General features: G+C 40.5%; 3 protein-coding genes. All 3 read right to left on the bottom strand.

From position 1 onward, the window contains the following. Positions 1–97: 97 nt before the first annotated feature. The 3 genes from HT691_RS10725 to ylqF are packed head-to-tail and all read right to left on the bottom strand — an operon-like array spanning position 98 to position 3,281. A complete protein-coding gene (locus tag HT691_RS10725) occupies positions 98–1,648 on the bottom strand; it encodes a ClC family H(+)/Cl(-) exchange transporter (protein WP_023934550.1) in 1,551 nt (516 codons plus the stop codon). A gap of 15 nt (positions 1,649–1,663) precedes the next feature. Further along, the gene (locus tag HT691_RS10720) at positions 1,664–2,443 is read right to left on the bottom strand and encodes a ribonuclease HII (protein ID WP_138700498.1); all 780 of its coding nucleotides are present in this window, start codon (positions 2,441–2,443) and stop codon (positions 1,664–1,666) included. Further along, positions 2,430–3,281: a ribosome biogenesis GTPase YlqF gene (ylqF, locus tag HT691_RS10715; RefSeq protein ID WP_138700499.1), complete on the bottom strand. Its 852-nt coding sequence runs from the start codon at positions 3,279–3,281 to the stop codon at positions 2,430–2,432. Before ylqF ends, HT691_RS10720 begins: the two co-directional genes overlap by 14 nt. Between the last annotated feature and the right edge of the window lie 458 nt (positions 3,282–3,739).

The raw sequence follows: 3,739 nt of genomic DNA, 5'->3' as shown, positions 1-3,739 counted from the left end.
TGGCTTGAAGCCATAATAACCGATCTCATTGCTGAGAATCGGTTTTCTAAATAAATCAGGTCAGCTGTTTACATAAGATAAATTATGTAAACAAACTCTACAACAACAAATCTTTTACTTTTCCAATTTCACTTTTTGGAATAACCAGGTGAATCATATTACCCAGATACATTCTGGTTGAGCCGTTAACTGTTTGGCTCTTTCCATTATGGACTTGGGTAGTGATGAGGACGTTGTGTGGTAAGTTGAGTTCGTGTACTTGTTTTCCAGCAATCTTATCAGAAACTGGTATTTCGATAAGGGTAACTTCTCCTTCACTGGATACTTCTTCTGGAAGCATTTTTTCCAGTATGGCTTCATAGACTGGTGTACCCTTGAGCAAATCCATGATAATATAAGAAACAAGAGTGACAAGACCAAGTGGCATGAGGTTGCGAATATCTCCTACCATCTCAGTTACGAGGATCATGGCAGTTAAGGGAGCTTTTGATATTGCTCCAAAATAGCCACTCATTCCTAGAATGACAAATATAGGGAATTGCTCTTGACTGACAAGTCCAAGATTGACACAGATAACACCAACTAGGGCACCAAGTAAGGAACCGAGAGCCAGAATTGGTAGGAAAATTCCTCCTGGAAGACCACTTCCATAACTAATCATGCTCCAGATAAAGCGAATTAAAAAGTAAGCTAATAGAACTTGAAAACTAAAATCTTGCTCAGTTAAGGAAAGAACAAGCTGATTTCCACCACCAAGGACGTGGGGTAAAAAAATTCCGACTGGTATGATGAGAATGAAGGCCAGAATTGGATAATGAGCTCTATCCAAATGGATTTTTTGACCAATCCAATCATAAAGTCTACCGACATCGAGCACAGCTTTTTCATAGAGAAAACCGGAAAATCCAAGGAAAATTCCCATCACAAGATAAATCCAGTATTGATCTAGGGTCATGAGAGGAATGTTATCTGGCATATCCAATACTGGTGTCAAACCGAACATGAGCAGAGACACAAAGTTTGCTACGATGCTGGCTGCTAGTGTAGAAACCCAGAAAAAGCGCGAAAAATGGTGATAAACTTCTTCTACTACAAAGAGGAGGCCTGCTATTGGTGCATTAAAGGCTGCGGCTAAACCTGCTGCAGCTCCACTGGCAATTAAGGAACGTTCCTCTACTGGACTGGATTTGAGCCACTTGGCAATTCCTTTACCACCAACTGCTCCCAGTTGGATACTTGGCCCTTCACGCCCCAGCATAAGGCCGCTGGCAATAGCAAGCATTCCTAGCACATATTTTTTCCAAAGAACGCCCCACCAGTTGAGGGACATGAGGCCTTTCAGTTCGGCTTCGACTTGCGGAATTCCTGAGCCTTTGATATCTTTTTCTGATCGAGTTAATTTAGCACTGAGCCAACAGATGAGTATATAAAACAAAACCAGTACAAAAAGATTGCGCACTAGGTGCCCTTGATCTTGATAAAGTCCTTGTATCAGGTGGAAGCCCTTTTCAATTAAGAAACGAAAGGATCCGACGATAATTCCAACGACGAGGCCGACAATGATTCCTCGACCAACTTGGGATAGGATAGTGCTGGATGCAAAGGCGAATTCTTTCTTAGAACGGACTATTTCCGACTGTTCCTCCATGGTATTTCCTTTCAATTAACTTTCTTTTTTACCTAAAACCAGTGATTTAACAGGTTCAAAGCTGGTTCGGTGAATTGGGGTAACTCCTAGTTTTTCGAGTCCTTCTAGGTGTTTAGCTGTTCCATATCCTGCATTAGTAGCGAAATCATAGCCAGGAAACCGCTGATCGTATTCCTTCATCAATTCATCACGGGTCACCTTGGCTACTATAGAAGCTGCTGCGATAGAGAGGGAATTAGCATCACCTTTGATGATGGCAGTTTGTGAAATGGGCAATTCCAGTTTCATGGCATCTATCAGGAGGTGATCAGGTTGAGGACTGAGCTGGGAGATTGCTTCTTCCATAGCTAGTTTGGTTGCTTCATAGATATTGATTTGGTCGATGACCTGATTATCTATGATACCAATTCCAATCGACAAGGCTTGGTTTTGAACGGCTTGGAAAATCTCCAGATGTTTCTTTTTAGGAATTTTCTTGCTGTCATTGAGGCCTCTAATCTTACAATTTTTAGGTAAAATAACAGCTGCAGCGACTACAGGACCAGCAAGAGGACCACGACCAACCTCATCAATACCTGCTATCAAGGTCAATCCTTGCTTGTAAAGTTCTTTTTCATAGGAAAGCATGGATTCCAAACGAAAATCCTCATCCAATTCAGCCTGAATGGCTTTTTTACGCTTGCTGATTTCCTTTTGAACTCCAGAGCGACTATCCTGTTCGAGTTGTAAAAAAAGAGGGTTATCTAAGTCCTTGACCGTCACAAGGAGTTCTTTGATTTCTTTAATCGTTGCCATCGAGGTCTTCCAATGTATCTAAGGTATAGTTACCGAGTTTTCCATCACGGACTTCCTTCACGAAGAGACTGTAAAAACGGTCATAGTCATCACGGAAACCGAGGGCGCGGGTCATATCCATAATAATCACAGGCGCTTCTTCTTCAATTTTCATTTGTTTGAAGCGTTCATCCAGCTTTTCTGGATAATGTTCTTTGAAATAATTGATACCAAAAATGGTAACCTCATCCATAGGAAGCAACTGATCCTTGATAGCTCCAGTCAATGCCAACTTAAGTGCAACAGTTTCATCCTCAAACTTAGGCCAGAGAATCCCCGGTGTATCCAAGATTTCCAGATCTTTATTGGTTTTAAGCCATTGTTGACCTTTTGTGACCCCTGGCTTGTTTCCAACAACAGCAATCTTTTTACCAGCCAAACGGTTCATCAGAGTTGATTTACCAGCGTTTGGAATCCCGATAATCATGGTACGCAAGGTTTCAATCTGAATCCCACGTTCTTTCTGGCGAGCAATCTTATCAGCCATGAGCTTCTTAGCCGCATCTGTTACAACTTTTACAGTCACTTGCTCTTTGGAGTTGATAGCTAGCGTCTGGATTCCTTGTGATTCAAAATACTGACGCCATTCCTTGGTCATTGCTGGATCAGCCAAGTCGGCCTTGTTTAAAATCAAGAGTTTTGGTTTATCACCAACAATCTTGGTCAACATAGGATTTTGACTAGATAGAGGTAAGCGTGCATCAACTAAAATCGTCACAAAATCAACAAATTTTAAATTTTCCTGAACCTGTCGACGCGCTTTAGACATGTGACCAGGAAACCATTGAATAGTAGCCATTGAGTTTTTTTCCTTTCGTAGCAAGGGTTTAGATCCCCTATTTTATTTTACTATCGTTTGAACATAAAGAGTTCTCAAATGAATGATGTCCAAACACTTCTTGTTTTATGACATAGAAATCTACCTTATATTATATCATGCCTTCCTTATTTTGTCCGATGATAGCCTTTCAAGTACCCTATATATAGTAGATTAAAACAAGATGTGAACAAATCGATTAGGAAAGTCAAATTAATTTCTAGAAATATTTTAACATCTATAACGTACTATTCTAAAGTAAGCGCGTCATAACAAGGTATCGTATCTATCCTAATTCCCCAACTTCCGGTATACTAAATAAAAATAGTTATCGGAGGAAAGGTAGTGTACTATGATGATTCAACTAAACGATTTAGGTCAAGTTCACCTTGTTTGTGGGAAAACGGATATGAGGCAGGGAATTGATTCACTGGCTTATC

This window comes from Streptococcus sp. 477, from assembly GCF_013277295.1.
In the GTDB taxonomy this organism is placed as follows: Bacteria; Bacillota; Bacilli; order Lactobacillales; family Streptococcaceae; genus Streptococcus; species Streptococcus pseudopneumoniae.
The sequence above is the reverse complement of the archived record's forward strand: the minus strand, read 5'-3'. Positions and strand labels throughout refer to the sequence as shown.

Coding starts and splice junctions, on each gene's coding strand:
- HT691_RS10725 (WP_023934550.1), bottom strand. CDS start 1,648: ATGGAGGAACAGTCGGAAATAGTCCGTTCTAAGAAAGAATTCGCCTTT.
- HT691_RS10720 (WP_138700498.1), bottom strand. CDS start 2,443: ATGGCAACGATTAAAGAAATCAAAGAACTCCTTGTGACGGTCAAGGAC.
- ylqF (WP_138700499.1), bottom strand. CDS start 3,281: ATGGCTACTATTCAATGGTTTCCTGGTCACATGTCTAAAGCGCGTCGA.